The 26921-nt window shown below is 67.4% G+C and carries 28 protein-coding genes; 13 read left to right on the top strand and 15 right to left on the bottom strand.

Annotation, left to right across the window (positions count from 1 at the left end):
* On the top strand, positions 1-1290 hold a 1290-nt coding region (locus Q0982_RS14425; protein ID WP_299396708.1), incomplete at its 5' end, for an adenylate/guanylate cyclase domain-containing protein.
* A gap of 42 nt (positions 1291-1332) precedes the next feature.
* Here Q0982_RS14425 and Q0982_RS14420 read toward each other — a convergent pair.
* The 5 genes from Q0982_RS14420 to Q0982_RS14400 all read right to left on the bottom strand — a co-directional run bounded on the left by Q0982_RS14420 (position 1333) and on the right by Q0982_RS14400 (position 5182).
* Positions 1333-2217, bottom strand: a complete 885-nt coding sequence (locus Q0982_RS14420) for an RNA polymerase factor sigma-32 (RefSeq protein WP_299396706.1) — start codon at positions 2215-2217, stop codon at positions 1333-1335.
* A gap of 116 nt (positions 2218-2333) precedes the next feature.
* Positions 2334-3161, bottom strand: a complete 828-nt coding sequence (locus tag Q0982_RS14415) for a hypothetical protein (RefSeq protein ID WP_299396705.1) — start codon at positions 3159-3161, stop codon at positions 2334-2336.
* A 142-nt stretch (positions 3162-3303) separates the two neighbouring features.
* The gene (locus Q0982_RS14410) at positions 3304-3795 is read right to left on the bottom strand and encodes a CarD family transcriptional regulator (protein WP_299396703.1); all 492 of its coding nucleotides are present in this window, start codon (positions 3793-3795) and stop codon (positions 3304-3306) included.
* A gap of 436 nt (positions 3796-4231) precedes the next feature.
* Positions 4232-4576, bottom strand: coding sequence for a ferredoxin FdxA (gene fdxA / locus Q0982_RS14405; RefSeq protein ID WP_299396701.1), 345 nt, complete (start codon positions 4574-4576; stop codon positions 4232-4234).
* Positions 4577-4687: 111 nt separating this feature from the next.
* Positions 4688-5182, bottom strand: a complete 495-nt coding sequence (locus tag Q0982_RS14400; protein WP_299396700.1) for a TerB family tellurite resistance protein — start codon at positions 5180-5182, stop codon at positions 4688-4690.
* 131 nt (positions 5183-5313) lie between these two features.
* Between Q0982_RS14400 and Q0982_RS14395 the strand changes: the two genes are divergently transcribed.
* Both Q0982_RS14395 and Q0982_RS14390 read left to right on the top strand, forming a co-directional pair.
* On the top strand, positions 5314-6060 hold the full coding sequence (locus Q0982_RS14395) for a DUF938 domain-containing protein (protein WP_299396698.1): 747 nt from the start codon (positions 5314-5316) through the stop codon (positions 6058-6060).
* Positions 6057-7355, top strand: coding sequence for an FAD-binding oxidoreductase (locus Q0982_RS14390; protein ID WP_299396697.1), 1299 nt, complete (start codon positions 6057-6059; stop codon positions 7353-7355). Before Q0982_RS14395 ends, Q0982_RS14390 begins: the two co-directional genes overlap by 4 nt.
* Here Q0982_RS14390 and Q0982_RS14385 read toward each other — a convergent pair.
* Positions 7352-7669, bottom strand: coding sequence for a Dabb family protein (locus tag Q0982_RS14385; RefSeq protein WP_299396695.1), 318 nt, complete (start codon positions 7667-7669; stop codon positions 7352-7354). The two genes, Q0982_RS14390 and Q0982_RS14385, sit on opposite strands and share 4 nt — an antisense overlap.
* Positions 7670-7902: 233 nt before the next feature.
* Here Q0982_RS14385 and Q0982_RS14380 point away from each other — a divergent pair, with 233 nt between their 5' ends.
* From Q0982_RS14380 to Q0982_RS14365, 4 genes are all read left to right on the top strand, one after another.
* On the top strand, positions 7903-8469 hold the full coding sequence (locus tag Q0982_RS14380) for a hypothetical protein (protein ID WP_299396694.1): 567 nt from the start codon (positions 7903-7905) through the stop codon (positions 8467-8469).
* Positions 8470-8595: 126 nt separating this feature from the next.
* On the top strand, positions 8596-9204 hold the full coding sequence (locus Q0982_RS14375) for a hypothetical protein (RefSeq protein ID WP_299396692.1): 609 nt from the start codon (positions 8596-8598) through the stop codon (positions 9202-9204).
* 34 nt (positions 9205-9238) lie between these two features.
* A complete protein-coding gene (locus Q0982_RS14370; protein WP_299396690.1) occupies positions 9239-9853 on the top strand; it encodes a hypothetical protein in 615 nt (204 codons plus the stop codon).
* Positions 9854-10474 (top strand): nucleotidyltransferase family protein, encoded by a 621-nt coding sequence (locus tag Q0982_RS14365; RefSeq protein ID WP_299396689.1) that lies wholly within the window; start codon positions 9854-9856, stop codon positions 10472-10474.
* Here the strand turns inward: Q0982_RS14365 and Q0982_RS14360 are convergent.
* The 4 genes from Q0982_RS14360 to Q0982_RS14345 are packed head-to-tail and all read right to left on the bottom strand — an operon-like array spanning position 10456 to position 14577.
* Positions 10456-11412 (bottom strand): phosphatidate cytidylyltransferase, encoded by a 957-nt coding sequence (locus Q0982_RS14360; protein ID WP_299396687.1) that lies wholly within the window; start codon positions 11410-11412, stop codon positions 10456-10458. The two genes, Q0982_RS14365 and Q0982_RS14360, sit on opposite strands and share 19 nt — an antisense overlap.
* The gene (locus Q0982_RS14355; RefSeq protein WP_299396686.1) at positions 11409-12068 is read right to left on the bottom strand and encodes a 1-acyl-sn-glycerol-3-phosphate acyltransferase; all 660 of its coding nucleotides are present in this window, start codon (positions 12066-12068) and stop codon (positions 11409-11411) included. Before Q0982_RS14355 ends, Q0982_RS14360 begins: the two co-directional genes overlap by 4 nt.
* Before the next feature lie 14 nt (positions 12069-12082).
* Positions 12083-13897, bottom strand: a complete 1815-nt coding sequence (locus Q0982_RS14350; protein ID WP_299396684.1) for a bifunctional alpha/beta hydrolase/class I SAM-dependent methyltransferase — start codon at positions 13895-13897, stop codon at positions 12083-12085.
* A gap of 47 nt (positions 13898-13944) precedes the next feature.
* Entirely contained in the window at positions 13945-14577 is a 633-nt protein-coding gene (locus tag Q0982_RS14345; RefSeq protein WP_299396683.1) for a CDP-alcohol phosphatidyltransferase family protein, read from the bottom strand.
* A 154-nt stretch (positions 14578-14731) separates the two neighbouring features.
* On the opposite strand from Q0982_RS14345, the gene Q0982_RS14340 reads away from it, so the two are divergent.
* Both Q0982_RS14340 and Q0982_RS14335 read left to right on the top strand, forming a co-directional pair.
* On the top strand, positions 14732-15238 hold the full coding sequence (locus Q0982_RS14340; protein WP_299396681.1) for a DUF523 domain-containing protein: 507 nt from the start codon (positions 14732-14734) through the stop codon (positions 15236-15238).
* A gap of 94 nt (positions 15239-15332) precedes the next feature.
* Positions 15333-16745 (top strand): amidohydrolase family protein, encoded by a 1413-nt coding sequence (locus Q0982_RS14335; protein WP_299396680.1) that lies wholly within the window; start codon positions 15333-15335, stop codon positions 16743-16745.
* Here Q0982_RS14335 and Q0982_RS14330 read toward each other — a convergent pair.
* Entirely contained in the window at positions 16742-18244 is a 1503-nt protein-coding gene (locus Q0982_RS14330) for a PLP-dependent aminotransferase family protein (protein ID WP_299396678.1), read from the bottom strand. The genes Q0982_RS14335 and Q0982_RS14330 overlap by 4 nt on opposite strands.
* A 175-nt stretch (positions 18245-18419) precedes the next feature.
* Between Q0982_RS14330 and Q0982_RS14325 the strand changes: the two genes are divergently transcribed.
* The 3 genes from Q0982_RS14325 to Q0982_RS14315 are packed head-to-tail and all read left to right on the top strand — an operon-like array spanning position 18420 to position 21708.
* Positions 18420-19592, top strand: a complete 1173-nt coding sequence (locus Q0982_RS14325; RefSeq protein WP_299396677.1) for a pyridoxal phosphate-dependent aminotransferase — start codon at positions 18420-18422, stop codon at positions 19590-19592.
* 20 nt (positions 19593-19612) lie between these two features.
* A complete protein-coding gene (locus tag Q0982_RS14320; protein WP_299396675.1) occupies positions 19613-20989 on the top strand; it encodes a pyridoxal-dependent decarboxylase in 1377 nt (458 codons plus the stop codon).
* Between the two features lie 47 nt (positions 20990-21036).
* Positions 21037-21708, top strand: coding sequence for an aspartate/glutamate racemase family protein (locus Q0982_RS14315; protein ID WP_299396673.1), 672 nt, complete (start codon positions 21037-21039; stop codon positions 21706-21708).
* Between the two features lie 33 nt (positions 21709-21741).
* Here the strand turns inward: Q0982_RS14315 and Q0982_RS14310 are convergent, their stop codons facing one another.
* The 4 genes from Q0982_RS14310 to Q0982_RS14295 form a co-directional block, all read right to left on the bottom strand.
* Complete coding sequence (locus Q0982_RS14310) at positions 21742-21882, bottom strand: hypothetical protein (RefSeq protein WP_299396672.1); 141 nt, start codon at positions 21880-21882, stop codon at positions 21742-21744.
* Between the two features lie 91 nt (positions 21883-21973).
* Positions 21974-22861: an alpha/beta fold hydrolase gene (locus Q0982_RS14305; protein WP_299396670.1), complete on the bottom strand. Its 888-nt coding sequence runs from the start codon at positions 22859-22861 to the stop codon at positions 21974-21976.
* Positions 22862-22871: 10 nt separating this feature from the next.
* Positions 22872-24743: a TRAP transporter fused permease subunit gene (locus Q0982_RS14300; protein ID WP_299396669.1), complete on the bottom strand. Its 1872-nt coding sequence runs from the start codon at positions 24741-24743 to the stop codon at positions 22872-22874.
* Positions 24744-24839: 96 nt separating this feature from the next.
* Positions 24840-25817 (bottom strand): TAXI family TRAP transporter solute-binding subunit, encoded by a 978-nt coding sequence (locus Q0982_RS14295; protein ID WP_299396667.1) that lies wholly within the window; start codon positions 25815-25817, stop codon positions 24840-24842.
* Positions 25818-25945: 128 nt separating this feature from the next.
* Between Q0982_RS14295 and Q0982_RS14290 the strand changes: the two genes are divergently transcribed.
* Positions 25946-26833 carry a LysR family transcriptional regulator gene (locus Q0982_RS14290; RefSeq protein WP_299396666.1) on the top strand — a complete coding sequence of 296 codons (888 nt, stop codon included), beginning with the start codon at positions 25946-25948 and terminating at the stop codon, positions 26831-26833.
* Positions 26834-26921 lie beyond the last annotated feature (88 nt).

Genomic DNA, 26921 nt, shown 5'->3' with positions numbered 1-26921 from the left:
GAGGGGCGCTATCTCGGCGTCGTTTCCTCCGTGGTCTCCGTGCAGGTGCTCTCGGACTCCGTTCAGGACTTCGAGATCCAGAGCGGTCTGCACGCCTTCGTCCTCTACGGCCGCGATCGCGTGCTCGCCCATGGGTCTCTCGTCGACAGTCTCTCCGGCCTTGGCCCCGACAAGCCCTTGCCGGGCCTCGACGAGGTGGGGGACGGCCAGCTCGCCGACATCTGGTCCGAGGGCAAACAGCGCATCGATTTGCTGGAGGATTCGAGGAGTTCGCTGCTGGGCCATATGGTCATCCGCGACGGCGAGGAGGTCTTCTTTCTCTACCGCGTAGTCGGCGGCTACGGGCCGGAGCAGCTTTACATGGGCGTCCACGCCAGTGACGACGAGATCGACCAGACGGAATTCGATCGGCTGGTGCTCGCCGGCTGGGTCGGTCTCGGCGTTCTGGCCCTGGCGCTGTTGACCGCCGTGGTGCTGAGCCGTGGCATCGCCCGCCCGGTGCGCGATCTGGCAGAGGCCGCCCGGGCCATCAGCAGCTTCGATTTTCGCCGTGTGCCGCCGGCCAAGGGCAGCGCCTTTCGCGAACTCGACAGCGCCTCAGGCGCCTTCAACTCCATGCTCAATGGCCTGCGCTGGTTCGAGACCTATGTCCCGCGCGCCCTCGTATTGCGTCTGATCCGCCTGGGTGAGGACGCGATCCGCTCCGAGGAGCGGCAGGTCAGCGTGATCTTCACGGACATTGTCGGTTTCACCGGCGCCAGCCAGAACATGACCGCGCATCAACTCGCCGACTTCCTCAACCACCACTTCGCGCTGCTGGCGGCGGAGGTGGAGGCGACCGGCGGGACCGTCGACAAATACATCGGCGATTCGGTGATGGCCTTCTGGGGCGCGCCGGACGAGCAGCCCGACCACGCTGCGCGGGCCTGCCGGGCGGCGCTGAACATTGCCGCCGCGCTCAAGGCGGACAACAAGCAGCGCGCCGCCCAAGGCCTTCCGGAAGTTCATCTGCGCATCGGCATCCACTCCGGCGCGGCGGTCGTCGGCAACATCGGGGCCCCGGGACGGGTCAACTACACCCTGATCGGCGACACCGTAAACCTGGCCAACCGGCTGGAGGCTTTCGGCAAGCAGGTGGATGGCAGCGCGCACGAAGTCGGCCCTACCATCATCCTGGTATCACAGGCCACGCGGAGCGGTCTCGACGAAAGCTTTTCGGTTGAGGATCTGGGCCTGCACGAGATGCGCGGGCGCAGCGGCCAGATCAAGGTCTTCAAGCTTCTGGGCTAAGCCGGCGGTCGTGAACGGCCGGCGCAGGCCCACCCGCGCCTCTTATGCCTCGCAGAGCAGATCGGTCGGGCGGCGGAAGCGGTCCATCAGCAGCGACTTCATTTTCTGCAGCGCGCGCTGTTCAAGCTGACGAACCCGTTCCTTGCTGACACCGAGGTCGCGGCCGAGCTCCTCAAGCGTTGCGGAATCGTCACTCAAGCGGCGCGCCCGGATGATGGTCTGCTCGCGCTGGCTCAGTTCCAAGACAGCCTGTTCGATCCACTCGTTGCGGGTCACGCTGTCGTGGAAGGAGATCACCAGATCCTCCGGGCTTTCCCGCTCGTCGGTCAGGTGGTCCTGCCACTCGTCGCCGCTGTCCTCACCGGTTCGCGCGTTGAGCGACTGGTCGGAGGCGGAGAGCCGGCTTTCCATGTGATTGACGTCGTGCAGCGGCACCGAAAGCTGTTCGGCCACCAGGCGCCGGCCGTCCTCATCGAAAGGGCGGCCCGAGGCGTCTTCGATGCGCGCGCGCAGGCGGCGGAAGTTGAAGAACAGCGTCTTCTGCGCTGCCGTGGTGCCGGTGCGCACAATCGACCAATTGCGCAGGATGAAATCCTGCATGGCCGAGCGGATCCACCAGGATGCGTAGGTGGAAAAGCGCACGTTGCGCTCCGGCTCGAAGCGGCTTGCGGCCTGCAGCAGGCCCAGAGTGCCTTCCTGGATGAGATCGCTCATCGGAAGACCGTAGTTGCGGAACTTTGCGGCCAAGGAAACGACCAGACGGGTGTAGGAGCGGATCAATTCCTGGAGAGAGGCTTCATCGCCGTCTTCGCGCCAGGACCGGGCGAGTTTGTATTCCTCCTCGCGCGAAAGAAGCCGTTCGGACATCGACTGCCGGATGAAACGTGCCTGCGCGCGCTGCGAAGCGGAGTCTTCGTAAAGAGGCATTGACCGCCCTTTCGCTTTGGTAGCACCAGTCCCTGCTTTTACTTACGGGCAGCGTCTGGGGGCGGATCACCGGAAATTTGAGAAATTCTAATATCGGCTGTGAGCCGGCGAATACCTTAGGCTTCGACCTGGTCTGCCACGCTGCCGTCGAGCCCGAAACAGACCGCCAGCAGGGCGCCGCCGTGGCCGCAGCCGGCATCGACCGTGGCGGTGTGGCGGCCGAGGGCGAGACCGGGGCGGTCAGGGCTTGCGCCGCGCACGACCCGGGCGAAGCCGCCATAGGGCTGGGGCAGGTCGCCGAAGGCCGCTCCGCCCCACCAGAAGCTGTCCTTCTGCGCTTCCAGCGGCCGGCTGGGGTCGAGGCCTGCGTTGACGAAGAGCAGTCCATTGGGCGCATGAGCCGTTTCGGGAGTGCTTCGCGCTGTGTAGGCGGCGCGGCGGAGGATTCCCAGCAGCTCGTAGTGGCCGGGGTGGTTCTTGATCGTCTGCCGCAGGGAGGACGTCCAGCGCGTCAGCTGGCGCGGCCCCGCGGCTGCCTCGCGCAGACCCTCGCGCGGATCGATGCCATAGGCTTCCAGCGATGCGGCCACACCCTGGTCGAGCATCCACTGCAGCACGCCCTTGGGGTCGGTGGCGAACTGCAACTGCAGCAGCTTCTGCCACATCTCCTCCTGGCTGCCGCGCAGAAAGACGACATCGCAGGCAAAGGCGTCGGGGCGGGCCATGAAGAGACTGCGGAACCGCAGCAGCGAGTCCAGCGTGGCCAGCGTGTCGCCGCCGCGGCCGATGAGGTTGCCGAGATAGATCAGGCGGTCGCCGAAGGCCAAGCGGCGCGTCAGCGCGTGGTGAAGGCCGTCCAGCCGCGCTGCATCGGCGTGGATCGACCCCACGGCCCAGATGCGCCGGCACCCCCGGAGAATCGCGAACTTATGCCGATTCTCCATGGTTCCGGCCTTCCACTCTTAAAGATTGCCCACTCTCAAGCTGCGGGGCCCCTTGGGTGCAGGGCCTTTGGAAGGGCTGCGACCCGCGGGCGCCGGGTTCTGCAGGCTTGCAGGTTCGGCACCCGCGGCATCGAAAAGCCGGTCAGGCCGCCAGCAGCTTTTCCAGCTTGTTGGCCGCCGCGGTCTCGTCGATCTTCTCGACGGCCGCCAGCTCGCGGGCCAGGCGATCGAGGGCCGCCTGGTACATCTGACGTTCACTGTAAGACTGATCGGGCTGGTCGGCGCTGCGGTGCAGGTCGCGGACCACCTCGGCGATCGAGACCGGATCGCCGGAATTGATCTTGGCCTCGTACTCCTGGGCGCGGCGGCTCCACATGGTCCGCTTGGCCCGGCTGCGCCCCTTCAGGGTCGTCAATGCGGTGTCCATCATCTTGCGGCTGGAGAGCTTGCGCAGGCCGGAATTCGCGGCCTTCTCCACCGGGACCCGCAAGGTCATACGGTCCTTCTCAAACTTGATGACGATCAGATCCAGGGTAATGCCTGCCACTTCCTGGGTCTCGATGCCCATGACCCGACCCACGCCATGGGTCGGATAGACAACGTAATCGCCTTCATCGTATTCGCTTTTTGCCATGCTCCGCTCTCTCCAATCGGCATCCGGTCCGGCAGCGGCTCCCCAAACAGCCCTGGCACGGGCTTTTTCGCAACCGGAACAAAGGAACGCCTAATCTGGGACCGTCGCGTAAAGCGATGCCAGGTCGCCAAATAAACACCGTGTTCATATCGCGGTCCCGGTGACTTCCAGGAACCAAGCACAAACACAACGGCCACGCCCCCTGTTTACCGCGGTGGCGCGTCCCTCGTTAACTGCACATCATGTCATCTAATTATCACATATCGCGGCAAAAAACAACTACCGCAGGTGCGAAAGGCCCGGTTTGCCTAGGACTGAGAGCCTGCCTGGGCCAACAGCGTTAACAGGCCGGCCGTCCGCTGCCGGGCCCGGGACAGGAGATAATTCTTAGAAAGATTCCCGCCCCTGATGGGTCCGACTGCAGGGCTTCGCGGCCCTAGCCGTCCGTATTGCCGGGGTTGGCGGAGAAGAACTTCTCGTACTTGCCGTTCTGGCCGCGGAACTCGTCGGCGTCGGTCGGGGCCTCGCCCTTGCGGGTGATGTTGGGCCACTTGTTGTCGCTGTACTCGCGGTTCAGTTCCAGCCAGGTCTCGGCCTGCGGGTCGGTATCGGGAACGATGGCCTCCGGCGGGCATTCGGGCTCGCAGACGCCGCAGTCGATGCACTCGTCCGGGTGGATGACCAGCATGTTTTCGCCCTCGTAGAAACAGTCGACGGGGCAGACCTCGACGCAGTCCATGTACTTGCACTTGATGCAGGCTTCGGTAACGACGTAGGTCATCGTTCAACTCTCCTCGTGCGGCCGCCTTGGGGCCCTTTGTCTTTTGGTCTTTACCGCCCATCGGCCGCTGCGGCAGCGGCAGGCGATCTGTTGTCGTCAGGGATCCCGGCTTTACGACTCCCGGCCCAGGCCGGTGCCTAGGCCGGTGCCCAGGCGTTCCAGCGCGCGCTTGCGGGCCTCGCCGCTGTCGCGGTCGGTGACATTCAGCAAACCCGTCAGGCGCCGCATCAGGTTCGCCTCGTAGTCGTGCAGTTTGCCGTCGGCATAGGCCACTTCCCAGAGCATCTCCATCAGCTCGATCCGCTCGGCTTCGGAAAAGGCGTCGTCGATCACCCGGGTGAAGCCGAAGATCTGGATCGACTGGTCGACCTTCTCGCTCGCTGCGTCCAGCAGCTCCCGGCTCTCGCTTTCGCTCACGCCGAAACGCCGCTGCACCAGCTCGATGATCTTGCTGCGCTCGGCGGTGCCAAAGTCGTCGTCCATCTGCGCAGCTTCGACGAGAAGCGCGACGGCAGCCAACTGCAGTTCATCCTTGCCGTGGTTGCCCGCCGCCTCTTCGCCGGCGTTCAGTTGGTCATTGAAAAAAGCTTTGATTCTGTCGAGCACGGCTTTGCCTATCACCCCCGGATGGACGGCGCAACCCCAGGTCTCGTGCGGTCTTTGGCGCTTGCCCGGCTGTTCCGGCCCTGGCATAGGTTGACCTCGACGAAGCTCCGCAAGCCATGGGCGAAAAGCACTTGGACCGACATCCAGACGATCATGCAGAGGGTGCGCCCGCGCCGTCCGGGCCGGACTCAAAGCCGGGTCCGGAGGCCCGCCGCCACGCCCCGGCAACGGCCCGCAACCGCGACCCCATTGCGGCGGTCCTGCGCGACCTTTTGCCCCGGAACGCCACGGTTCTGGAGCTGGCCAGCGGCACTGGCGAGCACGCCGCCTACTTCGCGTCCCGTTTCCCGGGCGTGGTCTGGCAGCCGAGCGATCCGGACCCGCAACTGCGCCGCAGTATCGAGGCCCACCGGCTGGCGGCGTCTTGCGCAAACCTGCGCGCACCCCTCGACATCGACGTCACGGCGCCGCTTTGGCCGCTGGATGGGCTGGCCGCGCCGCCCGCGGTGATGGTCTGCATCAACATGATTCACATCGCGCCCTGGGCGGCGGCGGAGGGGCTCTTTGCCGGCGCCGGCCGGCACCTTGGGGCCAACGCGGGGTCCAATGTGGGGTCGGGTGCGGGGGCTGGCGCGGCAGGCGGCGGTCTTTTCCTCTACGGCCCCTTCAAGCGTGACGGGCTGCACACTGCGCCGTCGAACGAGGCCTTTGACCGCAGCCTGCGTGCGCAGGACCCCTCCTGGGGCGTGCGCGATCTCGGCGCGGTCAGCGCCATGGCCATGGGCGCCGGCCTCGAACCGCCGGAAGTCTTCGAGATGCCGGCCAACAACCTCGCGCTCTGGTTCGCCAAGCCCCCCGGCGGCAAAGAGAACCGATGACGCCCCACAACTTCGTGCCCGCCGATCATCCCCGGTCTTACTACGTCGACACCGCCAAGGGCCTCGTCCCCCCCGTGCCGCTGAACGGCACGCTGGATTGCGATGTCTGCGTCATCGGCGGCGGCTACACCGGGGTCGCCACCGCCCTGCATCTGGCCGAGCGCGGCGTGGACACCGTGCTGCTGGAACGCGTACGCATCGGCTGGGGCGCCTCCGGGCGCAACGGCGGCCAGTTCTGCAGCGGCCAGCGGGTCGAACCGGCGGTCATGACCGGCCTCATGGGGGCGACGCGTGCCCGCGCCCTCTGGGACATGGCGGAGGAGGCCAAGGCGCTGGTGCGCGGGCGCATCGCCCGGCATGCCATCGACTGCGATCTCAAGCCCGGACTGATCGCCGCCGCCTTCAAGGCCGGCCACCTGCAGGAGATCCTCGACTACGCCGAAGGACTGCGCGAAGACTACGGCTATGCGCATATCCGCCCCGTCTCCCGCGAGGAGATGCGGGAGATGCTGGGGACCGACATCTACCACGGCGGCTGCATCGACATCGACGCCGGCCACCTGCACCCCCTGAACTACCTGCTCGGCCTGGCCCGCGCGGCGCGGGAGGCGGGCGTCAAGATCCATGAGCGCACAGCGGCCACCGCGCTGACCCGCGAAGGCGGGCGTCACCTGGTGCGCACCGCGGGCGGGGACGTAAGGGCCGACACGCTGGTGCTGGCCTGCAACGGCTATCTCGGCAGGCTGGAGCCGCGCATTGCCGGCAGCATCATGCCGATCAACAACTTCATCATCGCCACCGAGCCCCTGGGTGAGGAGCGCGCAAGATCCATCATCCGCAACGATGCGGCGGTCGCGGATTCAAAACACGTTCTCGACTACTACCGCCTGTCCGCCGACGGGCGGTTGCTGTTCGGCGGCGGCGAGTCCTACCGCGCTACCTTCCCCAAGGATATCGCGGGTCTGGTGCGGCGCTGCATGCTGCGGGTCTTCCCCCAGCTCGCCGACGTGAAGATCGACTATGCCTGGGGTGGCACCCTGGCCATCACCCGCACCCGCCTGCCGGCCTACGGCCGCCTTGACGGCGATCTCTACTACGCGCAAGGCTTCTCCGGGCAGGGCGTGGCCCTGACCACCCTGGCCGGCAAGGTGATTGCCGAGGCCATCGGCGGCGCGCCGGAGCGTCTCGACTTCCTCTCCGAGGTGCCGACCCCGCCCTTTCCCGGCGGCCCCTTCCTGCGCTGGCCGACCCTGGTGGCCGGCATGGCCTACCACGCGTTGCTCGACCGGCTTTAGTCCGGAACCGCGAAGTCGGCGACGGCGATACCGTCCAGACCATCCTCTGCAAGGGCGACAAGCCTGCCCCCGACGTCCTTGTGCCTGTCGTCCTCCAGGTAGGCATCCCGGGCGGCGGCGTCGCGGAAGTCCACCCAGAAGCCATCGTTGAAACCGCGGACCAGCGCCGTTTCGGGGCTGACGTTGGGGCCTGACTGAAAGTCCAGGATGCCCTCGAGATGGTTCCGCAATGCCTCCAGGTCGCGGAAGACGGAGGCCTTCTCCTCCGGCGCGACGTCACTTCTGAAACGGACCAGAACGATGTGTCGGATCACCTGATGTCTCCTCGATTGCGGATTGCTCTCAGCAATAGCCGAGGCGGGGCGAAGCCGCACGGCACAAGGTTGCGCGGCAGCCCCTGCCTGCGCCGCCGCGGCCCGTTTGCCGGTAGATGATCGGATGGCGTTCTTTGAACCTTTCCTTAAGTGCGTTCGTCTAATGCTCAAGAACACGCGGCTCCGTGGTCCACCGCCCTGCGGAGCAGATCCTTAAGACAGAGGAAAAGACAATGAAAATCAGCACGTTAAGCATGCTGGGCCTGGCGGTGGCAACGGTGGGCCTGCTGGCCTATTCCGATGCGGCTCCGGCAGCCGGCGCGAAGACGAAATTCGAGCGCACCAAGTCGACCGCCAATGTCGGCGCCATCGGCTCCACCGCGGGCAAGCCCGCCGGCAAAGGCGGCATCCGCCTTCCCGATCTGGTTCATCTCCAGCCCTACCCGAATGGTGTTCCCAAGGGCGCGCCGTCATCGGGGCACTGCGGCCCCAACAATGGCGGGGGTGCCGCCAAGGCGGTGTTCGTCAAGGTGCGTAACGACGGCAGCGCCGAGGCTGGGGTCTTCCGGGTGAAGGTGGTTTTCACCGTTTCCGGCAAGACCTTTGAGACCTCCTACGGCCCCATGGCTGCCGGTCCCGCAACCTGGTCGACCGGCTTTCCGATCCCTGCGGATGCCTGGAGCAGCGGTGTAGCGCCTTTCCAGATCCAGCTCGACTCCAAGGATGAAGTCGAAGAAGGCGGCGCCCGCGGCGAGAGGAACAACGTCGTCAGCAGCTACTGCGTCGCCCCGGCCGGCTGACACCGGAGCGGGTTTGGGTTCGATCTTTGAACCTTTCCTTAAGTGCGTTCGCTCAATGATTGGGGACAACGCGGCTCCGTGGTTCACCGCCCTGCGGAGCAGATCTGCAAAACAGAGGAAAAGACAATGACGTTCAGCAAACTAAGCATGCTGGGCTTGGCGGTGGCCACGATGGGCCTGCTGGCCTATTCCGATGCGGCCCCGGCTGCCGGCGGCGCGAAGACGACATTCGATCGGGTAAAGATCGACGCCGGATCTCCGCGCCTCAGCTCCACGCAGGGTGACAACCGGCGGCCCGGCCTCCAACAAGGCGGCGGCGCCCAGCAGCATCAGGGCGACTACCCCAACCTCCGACTCAAGCTGCCGAACCCTTACGGACCGCTGCCGGGGGCGCCGAACTCCGGCTTCTGCGGCAGCAGTCAGGGGGGCGGGGCCGCTAAGTACGTCACCGTCCATGTCGTCAACAAAGGCACCGCGCCGGCCGGCATGTTCAAGGTCCGGGTCACCTTCACCGATGCCCCGGCCTACGCCAAGACGGTCGAGAAGGACTTCGGCCCGTTCCCTGTCGGGCCGACTGCGGATCTGGCCGGCTTCCCCATTCCTAATACTGCCTGGAAAAACGGGATGGCCCGCTTCGTCATCCAGATCGATCCTTACATGCAGATCGACGAAGGCGGCAAGGCCGGCAAGAAGGATAACTCCGCGGAAAGCTATTGCGTCGCCGCAGCCGGCTGATCCCGAACCCATTTCCGAAGCTCCCCTTTGGCGCGTGCCCGGCTTTGCCGGGCACGCGCTCTCTTTCGCCAGGCCGTGCTTACGGCCACACTGCGGGGCGATGATGGGGCCAAAACCTGAGCCGCTTACCGAAGCGACCGTGACCAACGTCCTCAACCGCCTGGCGGCGGCGGACGCTCCCGCATTGCTGTTCGGCGGCTGGGCCGAAGAGGCTCTCGGCCTGTCGCCGCCGCGCGCTCATGGCGACATCGATCTGCTGCTGCCTGCGGAGTCGTTTCGCCGTGTCGATGCGATGCTTGCGGCCACGGGCGATCTTCAGGAAGTGGCCGGCAAACGGTTTCGCCACAAGCGTGCCTTTCTGTTTGGCGAAACTCTGGTCGAAGTGATCCTGGTGCATCGCGACGGCAGCGGGTTCTGTACCCTGTTCTGGGGCGACCGCCGCTTTCGGTGGTCTGCGCCGCTGTCGCAAACCGGCCTTCTTGCCGGCCGCCCGCTGCTCTGTGTGTCGGCCGAAAACCTCCGGCACTTCCGTGCGGCCTATCGCTCCATCGAGCCCTGGCGCTGGCGGGACCCGGCATCGCTTGTTCCCACGTCGTACAGCCGGCAAGACCGCGGGCGGGAGCAGCCTCCCGATGACGTTGTTTGCTGAATGTGCAGCGATCCGCACAGGGCCCGGTTTGTCGAAGTCATTTCGCAAAGCCCGCTTCTCGCGCCGGTGCTTGCCCGCTGGGTCCGCGTTAAGCTGCCCGATGCCTGGCTGGCCGCCGGCGCTCTTGCGCAGACGGTCTGGAATCGGGCGCATGGCTTTCCGCCGGAAACCGGCATTGCGGACATAGATCTGGTCTACCACGACGCATCCGATCTCTCCGAAGCGGCCGAGGCGCAGCATGCAGAGCGGATCGGGGCGCTTTTCCGTGATCTTCCTCTGCGCTTCGACGTGAAGAACGAGGCCCGCGTGCATCTGTGGTACGCGGCAAAGTTCGGCTATCCAATCGAACCCTATCCTTCGAGTGAGGCTGCGATTGCGAGTTTTCCGACGACGGCCACCGCGGCTGGACTACGGCCCGGGCAAAGCGGCTACGAGGTCGCTGCCCCCTTCGGTCTGGACGACCTGATGTTACTGATCGTGCGTCCGAACAAGCGTCAGATCACCAAAGCGGTCTACGAGGCCAAGGTCGCCCGCTGGCAGCAGGTCTGGCCCAAACTCAAGGTGCTCCCCTGGGAGGAAACGCCTTTGCCGCAGGCGGGCGGTCACCCGGACCAGAAGTAGCGCACGAGGTGAAAGAAGATCGGCGCGGCGAAGACCAGGGAGTCGAGCCGGTCGAGCACGCCGCCGTGGCCCTCGATCATCCAGCCCCAGTCCTTCACGCCGCGGTCGCGCTTGATGGCCGACATCACCAGGCCGCCGACGAAGCCCATGGCCGTGGCGGCGAAGGCGAGCGCCGCCGCTTCCCAGGGTTGGAAGGGGGTGATCCACCACAGAGCCGCGCCGAGCAGGGTTGCGCTCGCGATGCCGCCGGCCATGCCCTCCACGGTCTTGCCGGGAGAAACCGCCGGCGCGATCCGGTGCCGGCCGATCAGCTTGCCCCAGACGTACTGCAGCACGTCGCTCATCTGCACGACCAGCACGAGAAAGGCGACCAGCAGCAACTGGCGCCCTTCGAAGCCGGCTATCTCCAGGGTCGTCAGAGCGGGGACGTAGGACAGGCAATAGACGCAGAGCATCAGGCCCCACTGGGTCTCGCTGATGCGCTCCAGGAAGCGCTGGGTGTCGCCGCGCAGCACGGCGATGACCGGTACCAGCAGGAAGGCGTAGACCGGAATGAAGATCGCATAGAGGCCGTACCAGCCGATCGCGATCAGACCGTATTGTGCCGGCAGCGCCAGGAAGAAGGCCGCCAGCAGCGCCCAGTGGTCACCGCGTCTGGTGTGAGTGAGGGTGAGAAACTCTCTGAGGGCGGCGAGCGAAATCAGTGCGAAGAGCACGATAACCCCGCTGCCGCCGAAGAGGAAGGCAAGGCCGAGCAGGGCCACCATGGCCCACCAGGCATCGACGCGGGCGTTCAGGTTTTCGACGCCGGGGGAACTTTGGCGCGGCGCGTCGCCGGCAGTCTGGCGCAGGCGCAGCAGCCGGGCGATCAGCGTGGCGACGACGAGCAGGCCACCGACGCCGCCGAAGAGCCAGAGGATCTGACTGTCTGCGGTCATGACGGCGCTCCCTCTGTTGCGGCGGGCGTGAGGGCGCGCAAGGCGGCCTGCGCCCGGGTCAGGAAAGCCTCCTTGCTTTCCGCTGCCCGCAGTTTCAGAGGTGCGCCGAAGGTGACACTGCAGAGCAGCGGCACCGGCAGCACTTCGCCCTTGGGCAGCACCCGGTTGAGGTTGGCCAGCCAGACCGGCACCAGGTCCACCTTCGGGTGGCGGCGCGCCAGGCGGTAAAGGCCGCTCTTGAAGGGCAGCAACGGCGCATCGCCGGTGTTGCGCGTACCCTCGGGAAAGAGGATCAGGGACTGGCCCTGCCCAAGCGCGCGGGCCATGGGCTCGATGGGGTCGGGGCCGCAGCCGCGGCCTTCGCGGTCGACCAGCACGGCCTCGAAGACATCGCGCGCGATGAAGCGGCGCAGGCCGCCGGCCTGCCAGTAGTCGGCGCCGGCAACCGGGCGCGCGCTCCGGCGCAGCGCCGGCGGCAGCGCGGTCCAGATCAGCACGAAGTCGCCGTGGCTGGCATGGTTGGCGAAGTAGATGCGCTGTGTGGGCTGCGGTGCGCAGCCGTCCCAGCGGGCCTGCACCCCCGTTACCAGATGGGTGAAGATCACGATCGCCCGTGCAAAGAGGCGCGCGCAAAGCGGTCTGAGAAAGCGCGTCATGGCGATCTCCGCCGTCAGGCGCCTGCGGACGCCTGGCGCGCGAGGGCCGCCGCCGGCGCTTTGCGCGCCAGAGATCCCAATGGAGTCTTGCGCGCCAGGGAGACCGTGAAGATGCCCCAGGGGTCGATGCGCTGGGCGATCTTCTCGAAACCCGCCGCGGCGACAAGCTGGTCCATCTCCGCCTGGCTGCGGCGGCGCATGACCCAGGCGCGGCCCTGGCGGTGGCTGGTGAGCGCGCGGGCGATGAACTCCAACTGCGGGTGCCAGGGCTGGTTGGTGTAGACGAGGTAGCCGCCCGGGCGCAGGGCCGCCGCAACGCCGTCGAGCGAACGGCGCACCAGGTGGTTCTCGGGAAACAGCTCGTAGAGCCCGGAGACCACGGCGACGCTGGGCCGCGGCGCGACCCGCGCCAGTTCTTCGCGGTCGAAGGCATCGCCCTGCTCGAAGGCGGCGATTCCGGCCAGGCCTTTCTGCGCGATCAGCGCAGTCCCCTCGGCGACGTTGCGGTCGCTGTAGTCGCGCAGCAGAACGCTTTCCGGGCGCGCGCCGGCGCCTTCGATGGCCTCCAGCACGTAGCGGCCGTGACCGGCGGCGATGTCCAGAACGTGCAGCGGCAGGCCGTCCTGGCGGCTGCGCTCCATCGCCGCGGAGAGCAGCGCCTTGAGGTTGCTCTTGCGCTGGCGGATGCCTTTCCAGCCGATGGCATCGAGATACTTGCGGTCGATCAGCCTGCCGAGCGGCCCGCAGCCCTGCGGCCGGTTGCGATAGACGTAGTCCAGCATGCTGCCGGAATCGAAGCCGGTCTCGCGCCCGATCCTGACTCCCTCCGACAGCCGGGCACCGGCCCTGAGAGCCAGCTGGACCGCACGCCAGTAGAGCCCCTGAAATGAGAGCAGAGGGAGCGGGCGGGCCAGGCGGTCCGCTTCCTTCTTGAAGGCCCCGCGCCGGTCGGCATCCAACAGGCAGGGCTCTGCCGCCGGAACGTCGAAGCAGCCGAGGATGAAACGCCGCGCCTTGCCGATGGCGATGTGTCTGTCTTGCTCGCCCAGGGTGTCGTGGAAGAAGCCGTCCAGCACATGAACTTCCTTGCGCATCGCACCCAGGCGCTCAAAGAAACGCTGCTGCGGGGCTTCGCGCACGACCCAGTCGGCGCCGGAGATCAGAACCTGCGTCGGCACCGTGATGGCGGCAGCGTCCGCGACCACGCGGGTGCCAAGGTCGTGCAGATCCAGAAGCTGGCCGACCGAGATCGCGCGCGAGATCAGAGGGTCGTTCTCGTAGTCGGCGATGCGCGCTGGATCGTGGGTGAGCAGCCGCGCCTTCACGTAGCTGTTGACGAAGAAGTCTCCCCGCAGTTTGTGCGCCAGGCGCAGGCCGGTCAGCGCAAAGGGCACGTAGAGCTTCACTTCAAAGGCCGGGGCGGCCAAGACCATGGCGCGGATCGGCGGCGCGTGGTCATGCACCCAGGCCGCAGCAACGGTCGCGCCGATGCTTTGAGCGACGATCACGATGTCTTCGGTCGCAATCCCGTGGGTCTCGGTCAGATGAGCGATGAAGCTGTGCAGATCGCGCACGGAGGTGGCGGCGCCGGGGCTGTAACCGCGCGGCCCCGGAGACTCCCCGTGGCCGCGCGCATCCCAGGCGAAGACCGAAAAGGCCGGCAGGTCGAACTCTTCTGCCAAGTGCGCCATGCGCCCGGAATGCTCGTGGCCGCGGTGCAACAGCACAAGCGCACCACGACGTTCCCCTTGTGCCGGCCAGTGGCGGTAGCACAGCTCGGCACCGTCTTCGGTGGCGAAGGTCCGCTTCTCGGCCTGTCTCTCGGTCATGCCGGACTCCCTTTCGGTTCGACGGATGGGCGAAGGGTCTGTGGAGGTCATCGCCCGCTGCCTTGCGTGTTCAGTTCGGCAAGGCCGGCGCGCACGCGGCGCAGCACCGTCAGGCAGAGCAGCAGCGCCAGGGCGGGCATCAGCCAGCCGAGCCACAGCGGTAAGGCCGGCAGCAGGGCGGCGGCGAGGCCGAGCCCGCCGAAGACCAGCGCCCGATCGCTCTTGCCCAGCGGACCTTCGTAGCGGCGTGCCGCCCCCACCAGCGGCCCGAGCACGCCGGCGAACTCGCTGAGCACCGCCAGGAAGACGACCGCTGCGACGGCCATCGGCTCGAAGGGTGCGAGCAGCGCGAAGGGCAGCATCAGGGCGGCGTCGGAGACCACATCGGCCAATTCGTTCAGATAGGCGCCCAGCGGCGTCTGCTGAGCGAAGTCGCGCGCCAGCATGCCGTCGAGGGCGTTCATGGCCATGCGCAGCGCCAGCCACAGCGGGATCAGCAGAAAGATCTCCTGCGCCCCCGGTGCGACGGCAACGATGCCAGCCACCAGGACACCGGTCACCAGCGACCCCAGCGCGGCGGCCAGGGTGACCTGGTTGGCGGTGACGCCGGCGCGGGCCAGCCGCCTGGCCAGGGGCCGCAGAAGCGCCTGAAACCGCGGCTTTAAGGCATAGAGCGTCATGGTCATCCCCTGCTGTTCGATAAAATGAACAGTGTTCAATTATGGCATATGGGGATGAATGAACGATGTTCAATATTTTTCTGCAGTGGCGCCTCTGCCCGGCCTCCGGCGCTTTGGCGATGCAATCCGCGGCGAATGCGGCTAAGCCAGAGCGATGCAGAAGATCCTGGTCAGCGCCTGTCTGCTCGGCCGCCCGGTGCGCTATGACGGCGGCAGCAAGCGCCTGGACGACGCGCTGTTGGAGGCCTGGCAGGCCGAGGGCCGGCTGGTGCCGGTCTGCCCGGAGGTGATGGCCGGCCTGCCGACGCCCCGCCCGCCGGCGGAGATCGAAGCGGGCGCCGGCGGTGCCGCGGTGCTGGCCGGCAGGGCGCGCACTGTGGACTCCACCGGCGGCGACGTGACGGCGGCCTTTCGCGCCGGGGCCGAGGCGGCGCTGACGGCGGCGCGGGCGGCCGGCTGCCGCTACGCACTGCTGACCGACGGCAGTCCGTCCTGCGGTGCGACCTTCATCTATGGCGGGGCCTTCGACGGCCGCCGGGTGGACGGCAAGGGTGTCGTCACCGCGCTTCTGGAAGCGCAGGGCATCCGCGTGTTTGCCGAACACCAGATCGCCGATCTTGAGCGGGCGCTTGCCGAGGATGGTTCGCTGCCGAGCGAATAGGACAGTCCTGCGGCCTTAACTTCGCCGCCGGATGACGCCATGTGAGGAAGGGCGCGCCGGCTGCCGCGCTCAACCGCGATCCAGGGAGGCCTCGATGCCGCGAAAGAGCGACTCCGTCCCGACACCCCTCGGCGATCCGGACGGCACGCGCCTGCCGATCAAGCTGGACTCCACCTCCAACGGCGAGTTCGTGCCGGTGCCCCTGGACGCGGTGAACCGCCGCGCCAACCGCCTGGCGGTAGAGCGGGCGGGCGAGAACGCGAGACGCCGCGGCGTCTCGCGCCGCTCCTTCATGGTTTCCTCCTGCGGGGCCGCCAGCACGCTGCTGGCCTTCAACGCCGCCAATGCGGAGGCCGGGCGCAGCGGCGGCTTCTTCGAGCTGGACCAGACGGCGGCGCTGGACCCGGAGATCGCGGCCGACCGTTTGGAAGGCCGGGAGTTCGTCTTCGACGTTCAGGGCCATTTCGTCGGCGCCAATGGCATCGGCCGCACCGGCCTCGGCAACTCCGAGCAGTTCATCAAGGACATCTTCCTCGACTCCGACACCGACATGATGGTGCTCTCCTTCATTCCCTCGCGAAGGGAACGGGAGCTGCTGACCATCCAGGAGGCGGACGAGACCCGGCGCATCATCGATCAGATGGACGGCACCAAGCGCCTGCTGATTCACGGCCGCGCCAATCCCAACCAGCCGGGCGACCTGGAGGGCATGGACGAACTGGCGGAGACCTGGGGGGTGGTGGCCTGGAAGTGCTACACCCAGTGGGGCCCGGACGGGCGCGGTTTCTTCCTGCACGAAGACCAGGGCCTGGCGATGATCGAAAAGGCGCGCGCGCTCGGCGTGAAGAACATCTGCATCCACAAGGGCCTGCCCTTCGGGCGTCAGTCCTACGAGCACTCCATCGCCAGCGACGTCGGCATCGTCGCGCGGATGTATCCGGATGTGAACTTCCTCGTCTATCACTCCGGCTTCATCAGCGGGCAGAAGGAAGGGCCCTACGACCCTGCGCGTGGCGAGGGCGTGGACGCTCTGATCCGCTCGGTGGAGGACAACGGCATCGGACTGAACGCCAACGTCTATGCCGAGCTGGGCAGCACATGGCGTTTCGCCATGCGCGATCCCGACAGTGCCGCCCATATCGTCGGCAAGCTGGTGAAGCACATCGGCGAAGACAACGTGCTCTACGGCTCCGACTGCATCTGGTACGGCTCGCCGCAGGATCAGATCCAGGCGCTGCGCAGCTTCCAGATCTCGGAAGACCTGCAGGAACGCCACGGCTATCCGAAGATCACCGACCGCCTGCGCGCCAAGATCTTCGGCCTCAATGCCGCGCGGCCCTACAGCATCGACGTGGAAGAGGTGCTGCAGCGCGCCCGCGACGACCGGGTGCAGCGCCGCCGCGCCGCTTACCGCGAGGCGCCCGATCCCCACTTCCTCACCTTCGGCCCCAAGACCCGGCGGGAGTTCCTGGCCAACCTGAAAGCACGCGGCGGCTCGCCGGTCTAAGCGCACTCCGGGCTGTCTTCGCCGAGCTGTTGCGTCACCAGGGCGCCGAGGGTCTCGACCGCCGCTTCGATGCGCGGCGTCCAGTCGTGGCCGCAGCTCAGCCGCAGGCAGTTGCGATAGCGCCCGCTGGCGGAGAAGGCGTCGCCCGGTGCGAAGCAGATCCCCTCTTCCAGGGCCTGTTTGAAGAGGCGCCGGCTGTCGAAGCCTTCGGGCAGCTCCAGCCACAGCACGAAGCCGCCGGCCGGACGGCTGACCCGGGTCGAGCGCGGGAAGCTGCGGTCGATGGTGCGCACCATGCGGTCGATATGATCGGCGAAGACCCGGCGCAGGCGGCGCAGGTGATTGTCGTAACCGCCGTTGGCCAGGAACTCCGCCAGGGCGACCTGGGGCAGGGCCGGGCCGCAGAGCGTCGTGGCGAACTTGCCTTCGAGCACGCGCTGCATGTGGTGGCGTGAGGCAACCCAGCCCACGCGGTATCCCGGCGCCAGGGTCTTGGAGAAAGAACTGCAGTAGAGGATGTCCGCCTCCGGCGCGATGGTGGAGAAGGGCTGCGGACGCTCCTTGCCGAAGTAGATGTCGCCGTAGATGTCGTCCTCGATCAGCGGCACCTTGTGGCGGGTCAGCAGCGCGAGGATCGCCTGCTTCTTTGCGGCGCTGACGGCAAAGCCCAGGGGGTTGTTGAAGTTGGACGAGAGCAGGCAGACGCTGATGCGTTTCGACTTCAGCGCCTTTTCCAGGGCCGCGAGCTCGATGCCCTCCGTCGCGTCGGTGGGCAGCTCCAGCGCTTTCAGCCCCAACGCCTCGAGCACCTGCAGGATGCCGAAGTAGGTCGGCGATTCGATGGCCACGGTGTCGCCGCGCCGGGTGATCGCGCGCAAGGCCAGAGAGAGCGCCTCGGTGCAGCCGCAGGTCACGGCGATGTCCTGCGGCGCAAGGATCTGGCCCCACTGCAGCCCGCGCCGTGCGATCTCGGTGCGCAGCTTCTCGTCGCCGCGGGGCTCGGTGTAGATGTTGTAGTCGGTCCCTTGGGCGCGGGCGGCCCTGGCCAGAAAACGGTCGAGGCGGCTGGCGGCCAGCAGGTCGGCGCTGGGAATGGCGCAGCCCAGGGGCACGAGGTTGGGGTTGGCGGCATGTTCCAGCAGCTCGAGAACGCCGCTGCCGACGGACACCGGCGCGGCCTTGGCCGGCGGCTTGGAGACCGCGGGAGTCTGCAGGGATACCTTGCTGCCGCTTGCGACATAGAAGCCGGACTTGGGCCGGGCCTCTAGGACGCCGCGATCCTCCAGCAGGCGGTAAGCCTGCAGGGCGGTGGACATGCTGGCGCGGTTCTGGGCCGCCAGGCGGCGCAGCGAGGGCGCGCGCATGCCCGGCCGCAGGGTACCGTTGTCCACCAGGGTGACGATGGTCTCCGCCAGCGCTTCGTAGCGGTGGGTGGGAGAGGCCCCCGGGGCGGGCCTCTGGGCGGGCCTCTGGGCGGGATCGTTTGTGGTGTCAGGCATGCGCAAGCCCGGTCCTTTAAAAGCGGCGATGGGTTCGGCCTGCGGGGAGGTCGGTACAGATGGGGCGCAGTCTATCTGTACCGGTTACAAATGTCCAAATCTGTATCTGTTATGGTTTGCTGTTTTGGGTCATGGTCCGGGTTCCGCAGAACCGCCTTGCCGGAAAGGAGCCGCCATGAGCCGGACCCTGAACCGTTTTCCCAAGAACGACATCATGTCCCTGACGTCGGGGGCGCCGCGCTATGATCTGGCCGAGAGCATCGGCCCGGACCTGAGGCTGCGGGCGCTTCTGGACGGCGGCGACGCCGTCCCGGCCCCGGAGAGCCTTGGGGAAAGCCTGGGGGATCTCGCGCTGGCCTACGGCACCGCGGCCGGCGACCCGGCATTGCGCCGGGCGATCGCCGCGGCACACGGCGCGGAAGCGGACGACGTGGTCGTCACCGTCGGTGGCATGCACGCGCTCTTCCTGCTGGCCTTCATCCTCTGCCGGCCGGGCGACGAAGCGGTCACCACCAGCCCGCTGTTTCCCAATGCGATGAATGCGCTGACCGCCGTGGGCGCCGATGTCAAAACGCTGCCGGTGACCTTCGAGGACCGATACCGGGTCGATCCCGATGCCCTGCACGCCCTGCTGACGCCGCGCACCCGGCTTGTGTGTCTGGCGACCCCGCAGAACCCTTCGGGCGTTGCGATCCCGCCGGGGACGATCCAGCGGATTCTGACGATGATGGCGGAGTGCGCTCCTGACGCTTACCTGCTCGCCGACGAGACCTACCGGCAGGCGGTCTATGGCGACGAGCGGGCGGCCCCCAGCATGCTCTCGCTGAGCCGCAAGGTGGTTTCCTGCGCGTCGCTGTCCAAGTGTCACGGTGCGCCGGGCCTGCGCCTCGGCTGGGCGATCACCCGCGACGCGGCGCTGCGCGAGCAGCTGATCCTCGGCAAGTTCAATACCGTGATCGCCTGCTCGCGGGCGGACGAGGCACTGGCGCTGCGGGTCTTCCAGCGCGAGGCGGAGATCGTCGGCGAACGGCGCCGGCGCCTCTCCGAAGGCCTCGCAAGGACCGCGGAATGGGTCCAGGCGAACGGCGATCTTCTCGACTGGGTCTGCCCGGACGCCGGTGCGCTCTGCTGCCTGCGGCTCAAGCCCACGGCCTTTGATGACGCTGCCGTGGCACGCTTTTATGATGCCATGGCGCGCCACGACGTGCGGGTGGCCAGCGGCGCCTGGTTCGGGGACGAAGCGCGGGTCTTCCGGCTTGGCTTCGGCCTTCTGGAGATGGACGATCTCGATTCCGGGCTTCAGGCGCTGTCGGCCTGCCTGGCGCTGGCGCAGAAAAAGGCGGCCTGATATCGCAAGGGAACTGCACCATGGATTCTGAGGCCTTTTCTCGGCTGCTCGACCGGGCGCGGGATCACGCGGGGGACTATCTGCGGACTGTCCGCGACCGGCGGGTCTATCCCGACGACGCGGCCCTGGCCGGGTTGCAGGCCTTCGACGGCCCGCTGCCCCAAAAGGGTCTCGATCCCCATGCGATGCTGGACATGCTGCAGCGCCACGGCGCCCCGGCCGCCGTGGCGACCAGCGGCGGACGCTACTTCGGCTTCGTCAATGGCGGGCTTCATCCGCCGGCCCTGGCGGCGCGCTGGCTCGCCGATGCCTGGGACCAGAACGCCGCGTTCCATGTCATGTCGCCCGTCGCTGCCAAGCTGGAAGAAGTCTGCGAGCGCTGGCTGGCGGAGCTTCTCGACCTGCCGGAGGGCACGGCAGCCGGACTGGTCGGCGGCACCTCCACCTCCCTCGTCTGCGGTTTCGCCGCGGCCCGCAACGCGCTGCTGCAGCGACAGGGCTGGGATGTCGCGGCCAAGGGTCTGTTCGGCGCGCCGGAGATCACCGTGGTGCTGGGTGCCCAGGCCCACGGCGCGGTCTATCGGGCGCTCGCTCTGCTGGGCCTCGGGCGGGAGCGGGTGGTGACGGTGCCCTGCGATGACCAGGGGCGGATGCGGGCCCACAAGCTGCCTGCGCTCGACGACAGGACTCTGTTGATCCTGGCCGCCGGCAACGTGAACAGCGGCGCTTTCGATCCCTTCGCGCCGCTCTGCGAACGCGCGAAGGCCGCCGGTGCCTGGGTGCATGTCGACGGTGCCTTCGGTCTCTGGGCGGCGGCGGCGCCGTCGACCCGCGCCCTCTGCGATGGCATGGCGCGCGCCGATTCCTGGTCGGTGGATGCCCACAAGACCCTCAACGTTCCCTACGACAGCGGCATCGTGCTCTGCCGCGACCGCCGCGCGCTGGTGGACGCGCTGCAGACCAGCGGCGCTTATCTGGAGTGGAGCGGCCAGCGCGAGTCCATGCTCTACACGCCGGACATGTCGCGGCGCGCCCGCGGCATCGACCTCTGGGCGACCCTGGCGACCCTGGGGCGCGACGGCGTCGCTGACCTGATCGAGCAGCTCTGCGCCGGCGCACGCCAGGTCGCCGGCCTGCTGCGCGCCGAAGGCTTTCGCATTCTGAACGATGTCGTCTTCAATCAGGTCCTCGTCGCCTGCGACAGCGCGGCGGAGACCGAGGCCACGCTGAAGGTGCTGCAAAGCGCCGGCGAGATCTGGTGCGGCGGGTCGCAGTGGGACGGTAAACCCGTGATCCGCATCTCGGTCTGCGGTGTCGAAACCACGCCTGAGGATCTGGCCCGCGCCGCCGCCGCCTTCGTCCGCGCGCGCCAGGATGTTGCGGGGGTGCCTGCCTAACCCCTGCTGCCTGCCGCTGCCCCCCTCCAAGTCAGGATACTGAGATCATGCATATCGGATTGATCGGCGGCATCGGCCCCGCCGCAACGGACTACTATTACCGCTGGCTGATCCGGACCTTTGCCGGGCGGCCGCAGGCCTTGGAGCTGACAATCGCCCATGCCGACTCCCCGACCCTGCTGAGCCACCTGGCCGAAGGCAAGGCCGCCGAGCAGGCCGCGATCTTCGAACGGCTGACACGGCGGCTGCAGGGGGCTGGGGCGGAGGCGGTGGCCGTGACCTCCATCGCCGGGCATTTCTGCATCGATGCCTTCAAGGCGGTCTCGCCGCTGCCGGTGATCGATCTGTTGTCCTCGGTCGCCCGGCGGCTCGATGCGGCCGGCTATCGCCGCGTCGGCATTCTGGGCACCAAGGGCGCCATGGTCTCTGCTCTCTACGGGCGGCTGAAAGGCATCGAGGTCATGGCGCCCGCCGGGGCGGCGCTCGACCAGGTCCATCAGGCTTATGTCGACATGGCCGTCAGCGGTGCGGTGAGCGCGGCGCAGCGCCGGGTCTTCTTCGACAGCGGGCGCAGGCTCACCGAGGACGCGGGCGTCGAAGCGGTGCTGCTCGGCGGCACCGATCTGTTTCTCGCCTTCGACGGCCAGGAGCCGGGTTTCAAGGCCATCGACTGCGCGCTCCTGCACATGGCGGATATTGCCGACGAGGCCGCGCGCTAGCGTCCCTGCTGCTGTGCGGGGAACGGGTATCGCTTATTGATCGAGTCGCGTCTGCATCGCTTTTGCCTGCAGCGAGACCCACCACAGGAAACCGGCGCCGAGGAAGAAGACGCCCAAAGCAGCAAGGAAAAGGCAGACGAACAAGGCGGGGGACATGCCCATGGCGCGCTCCATTGACGGGGTTTGTACCGGGCCATAGCAGCCCCCGCCGTCGGCAGTCCTTGAGGTCGATCAAGGGAGATTGATCAAGGGAGGTCGAGCCGCTCTAGGCCGTGCCGTGGAAGACGGAACTGTACCAGGCCGCGATGTATCGGGCGGAGGCGCTCCAGTCGCGCGCCAGCATGCAGCAGTGCGGCGCCTCGGGCAGTTCCGCAAAGCGGAAGCCGAAAAAGGCGGCGACGGCGCGGTCCTGGCCCGGCGGATGGGTGCGCGGGCTGTCGCGGCCCGCGGCCAGGCAGAATCCCGGCACGGCGATCCGCCGGGGATCGATGGGCACCCGCAGGCCGTAGCGGTCGTTCATCAGCGCCGGGCTTTCCGGACAGAGCCTTGCGTAAAAGCGCCTGACGTCGCGCGGCGCGGCCTCGTCGAGGTAGCGCGCCTGCGCGGCGGCGAGCGGCGGCACCGGCAGCGGCGATCCGTCGAACACGGCCTCGACCCGCGCCGCCTGTGGCAGGTTGCCCGGCGGGGAGGGCGCCAGCAGGCCGAGGCCGGCAATCGGCTGACGCATGGCGGCAAAGGCGGCGACCAGGGCGCCGGCGCTGTGGCCGACCGGAACCACCCGCGGGCCGAGCAGGGCGCAGGCCGCGGCCACGTCCTCGGCCATCGCGGCAACCCCCTGCCGGCAGAAGGCGGCATCCTGGGGCAGCCCGCCGTGGCCGCGCAGATCGAGGGCGGCTGCGGGGATGCCGAGCGCATCGAAGAAGGCGAGGTAGGCGGAAAAGCACCAGGCGCCGTGATGGGCGCCGTGAACGAACAGCAGTGCGGGACGGTCCGGGCCGCCCCCTGCTGTGTATCCCAGGGCATGGCCCAGATGCAGCCGCCCCTGCCCGGCGCGCTGTCGCGGAAGTGCCTCGAGATAACCGAAGTCCAGAGGATCGATGGCCTGAAGGGCCAGTGTTTCCCCTTGCGGTGCTAAGGGCTCGACATGACTCATGTGGGCCGCCTCATGTTGGGCGCCTCAGGGCCCGCCAGTCGGCGTTGCTTGCCAGGGCGACCCCCAGCGGAAGTGCCGCCAGCAGATTGACCTGCAGGTCGGGCCAGAGCAGCAGCGCGCCGCCGGCCAGCAGCAGCGCTCTTTGCAGCGGCCCGAGCGGGCGCAGCAGGTAACCGGCAAAGGCGGCGGAGATCAGCACGGTGGCCAGGGTGCAGAGAGCGATCGCGAGTGCCACGCTGGCCCAGTCCGCCTGCAGCAGCAGTTCGGGCCGGAAGATGAAGAGAAACGGCAGCAGGTATTTGATGGCGGCGAAGCGGACGGTGTGCAGGGCGGTCGCCAGCCAGGGCGCATTCGCCAGCCCGGCGGCAACGAAGACCGCTGCGCAGACCGGCGGTGTGATCGCGGAGAGCGTTGCGAAGTAGAAGATGAACATGTGGGACGACAGCTCGGGAATGCCGAGCTGGGTGAAGGCGGTGGCGATGACGGAGACCGCGAGGATGTAGGCCGCCGTGGTCGGCATGCCCATGCCGATCACGATGACCACCAGGCCGGCCAGCAGCAGCGCCGGCAGCAGATGGCCGCCGGCGAGGCCGAGCACGCCGTCGGCGAACTTCACCCCGATGCCGACGAAACCGATGATGCCGATCAGGATGCCCGCGGCGGCGCAGAGCGCACCGAGGGTGACCAGGGGTTTCACTGCATCGTCGAGGGCCTGCAGCAGGGCGCGCAGCCGTGCCTTCAGGTCGGCAAGGCTGCGCGCGGCGGTCAGATGCGCCGCCGCCAGCGTCAGGATTGCGGCAAAGATCGCCAGGTCGACGGAGAAGCCCTGCAGCACCATGCCGATCAGCACAGCAAAGGGCAGCAGCAACGGGCCCCAGGTCTCGAAGCGGCGAAAGCGCGCGGCCTCGGGCAGTTCCTCCGGCGGCAGACGGCCGACGCCGACGCGCAGTGACTCGAAGTGCACGGAGGACAGCACGCCGACGTAGAACAGGAAGGCCGGCACCAGGGCGATCAGCATCATGCGGCCGAGATCGATACCGAGAAACTCGGCCATCAGGAACAGCCCCGCGCCCATCAGCGGCGGGGTGATCTGCCCGCCGGAGGAGGCCGTCGCCTCGATGCCGCCGGCCACCGCGGGCCGGTAGCCGAGGCGGATCATCATCGGAATGGTGAAGTTGCCGGTCATGGCGACGTTGGTGACCGAAGAGCCGGTCATGGAGCCCACCATGGCCGAGGACATGACCGCGATCTTCGCCGGGCCGCCGCGCATCCGCCCGCCGAAGAGCTTGGCCAGGTCGATCATCGACTGGCCGGCACCGGTGGACATCATCAGGCTGGAGAACAGCACGAAGAGGATCAGCAGGGTGACGAAGATGTCCATAACCTGTCCCCAGAGGCCGTCGGTGGAAAGGAACAGCATGTCAACCATCATGGAGGCGCTGACGCCGCCATGGCCGATGCGGCCGGGCAGCAGGTGGCCGCTGAGCGCGTAGACCGCAAAGACCGCGGCCAGGATCGCGAAGGTCCAGCCAATGGTGCGCCGGGCGAGTTCCAGGACGCAGAGCACCAGCGCCGCGCCGAGAACCAGCGCCTCGGTCTGGGGCAGCCCGGGGTTCAGCATGATATCCCAGTAGTTCCAGGTGACGTAGCCGACCGCCGCCAGCACCGCGGCGAGCAGGCCCAGGTCCAGGGCCCGGCGCAGCGCCGCCGGCAGACGGTCCGCGCGCAGGGGAAAGGCCATCACCCCGAGCGCCGCAACCAAAGCCAGGACGCCGGCGCGCTGCTGGATGTTGGGGAACTGTCCGAACAGCACGGCATAGAAGACCAGGCCGGTCAGACAGAGCATCAGCAAACGGGGCAGCAACAGAGGGTGCAGCAACACCGGCATGATGTTCTAAACCGGGAAAAAAGCGCGAGAGGGGGGAAGGACCCTCTCGCGCTGCCAAGGTAACCAGAGCGGGGGAGGCCAGAGCATGCTCTAGTTCATCTCCGGGGGAATCAGCCGCTCGGGCACCTCCAGCCCGATCTCGCGGTAGAAGCGCACGGCTCCGGCGTGGAGAGGATATTCGGAGACCTCCAGGGTCTGCCGGGCCAGGTCCACCTCGGCGATGGCCTTCAGCGCCGCACGCTGCTGGTCCAGGCCCTCGTACATGCCCTTGGTGATTTCATAGGCCGTCGCTTCGTCCATCTCGGCCGTGGCGGCAAAGCCGATCCAGATGGCGTGCACGGTATACTCCGGCGCGCCGTCGATCACTCCGGCGGGCATGGTGTAGAAGCCCATCCAGGGCAGCGCTGCCTTGATCGCCGTGATCTGCTCCTCGGTGTAGCCGACGGGCCAGAGCGGTGTCGTCAGGTTGAGCTCCGCCGTGGCGCTGTCGAGACGCGGGCCGGTCGTCGCCTTCATCTGGCCCAGGCAGCGGCCGTTCTTGATGGCGTTGGCCGCGTCCTTGGGGTCGGACATGTAGAGATCAGGCGCGACGTCCAGGGCGCGCAGGATCTTCATCATGTTTTTCTGGCCGGAGGATCCGTTCATGCCCGGATGGAAGCACTTGCCGGCGAAGCCGGCGATGTTGTCGATGCCGGAGTCCTTGGTCGCTGTGATGTTCTGGATCGCCGGCAGGGTCCACCAGAGGACGCGGAACCCATCGAAGCCGCTGGCCTGTGCGTCGGCGATGAGATCCGGCGAGATGCCGCCGAAGTCCAACTGACCCTGCATCATCAGTGCCTGGTTTTTCGCGAAGCCGCCGGAGGAGACCACGGTGACATTCAGGTCCTCGCTGGCGTTGCTGATCGCGTTCGCAATGGCGGTGTAGTAGGGATAGAAGCCCGAGGTGGTCGTCGAGCCGCCCATGTTGAGCTGGGTCTCCGCGCTTGCGGTCGCTGCGGGACCGAAGGCCGTGGCGAAGCCGCAAGCCGTGGCGACCAGCGCGCCGCGCAGAGCGCCTTGGATCTTCATGTTCTCCTCCCTTTGCTGCCCTGATCGCACGCCGCGTGGCGGCCGTCAGAGGTTCTCCCCGCGAAGAAAAAGCATGACGGTTACGATAAGTGAAATATTATGTTTGGATCAAATAATCGGATTTGCTTATGGAAGTATCGTCCCGCCACCTCCGCGCCTTCGTCACCGTTGCCGAGGCTATGAACTTCACCCGCGCCGCGGAGACCCTCGGCATCTCGCAGCCTGCCCTGAGCGCGACCATCCAGCAGCTTGAAGACATTCTTGCCGCGCGGCTCTTCGACCGGGCGGGCCGGCGGATGCGGCTGACCGAGGTGGGCCGCCTCTATCTGGGGATCGCCCAGCGGCTGCTCTACGAACTCGACAGTTCGCTGGGTGTGGTCCGCGATCTGGTGGAAAAGCGCATCGGCAAGCTGCATGTCGCTGCTCTGCCGTCCGCGGCCTCGGAGATCGTGGCGCCGGCGCTCGCCCGGTTCTCCGAGACCTATCCGCAGATCCAACTCACGGTCCGCGATGCCCTCAACGCCGAAGTGATCGAACGGGTCCGGCGCGGCGAAGTGGACATGGGCTTCGGCATTCCGGAGGGGGACAGTCCCGCGCTCGACGTTGCGACGATTCTTCAGGACCGCTTTGTTGCCGTCCTGCCGATCGGCCATCCCCTGACCCGGCAGCCTGCGGTTCCCTGGGCCGCGCTGCGCGGTCTGCCCCTGGTTCAGGTGGCGCCGGGATCGAACACCCGGCGCGTCGTCGACAGGCTTCTCGGGGGTGCGGATCGCGGCAGTGGCGGCAGAATCGAGGCGCAGATCGTCTCCACCGCGGTGGGGCTGGTCGCCAACGGGCTCGGCGTATCCGTGCTCTCCGAACTCAGCACCGTGCCCTTCGCGAAGCTGCGCGTCGTGGAGACCCGGCCACTGATCGAACCCGAGGTTTCGCGGCCGCTCAGCCTGATCACCCGCAAGGGCCAGACCCTCTCCCCCGCGGCGGAGGCCTTCCGCAGCCAGCTGCTCGGGTCGGCCTAGGCTGTGGTGACAATTTGTTTGTTATCTGAGCCATAGCATGATTGCGGCGATGAGCACGAAGCCACGGAAGTTCTGCAAGAGCTTGTCG

The organism is Pelagibius sp. (genome assembly GCF_028281305.1).
Lineage (GTDB): Bacteria > Pseudomonadota > Alphaproteobacteria > Kiloniellales > Kiloniellaceae > Pelagibius.
Note: the sequence above shows the minus strand (reverse complement) of the source record. Positions and strands in the feature narration are given on the sequence as shown.